A 381-nucleotide genomic window follows, 5' to 3' on the forward strand; every position below is an offset into this window, starting at 1 on the left:
GGTTCTGGTGCAAATACTTAGGAAAGATATAAAGATGCGAAAAGTTTCCTAGTGAAATCTAGTCTTAAGCAGCAATTCCAAATAGTTGATGGATGAACTTCACTTGATTTTGGACAGACTTGTCCAATAAAACAAGTTGCCCTTTTTTCATCATATGCATAGCTTCTATTCCAGAAAGAATGGATGTAGCTGTGCGAAAGGATTTCAATCCTAACATCGAACGAACCCGCTTTTTAATAAACCGATGATCTTGTTCCACTATGTTATTGAGATATTTCACTTGCCTTAGTTGGATGCCTAATGGCATCTTTTTTTCTTTTCTCAATTCTTCAACTGCTATAGGATAAGCTGGATTCTTATCTACTGTCACGACACGAGGCT

At 37.0% G+C, this 381-nt stretch carries 1 protein-coding gene; it reads right to left on the reverse strand.

Annotated features, from left to right (window positions below; translation table 11 throughout):
• Window positions 1-64 precede the first annotated feature (64 nt).
• Window positions 65-381: DDE-type integrase/transposase/recombinase (locus BAU27_RS16330; RefSeq protein ID WP_139254662.1), on the reverse strand; the 317-nt coding region annotated here is incomplete at its 5' end.

The organism is Bacillus sp. NH11B, from assembly GCF_001884205.1.
Taxonomy (GTDB): Bacteria; Bacillota; Bacilli; order Bacillales; family Bacillaceae_G; genus Bacillus_A; species Bacillus_A proteolyticus.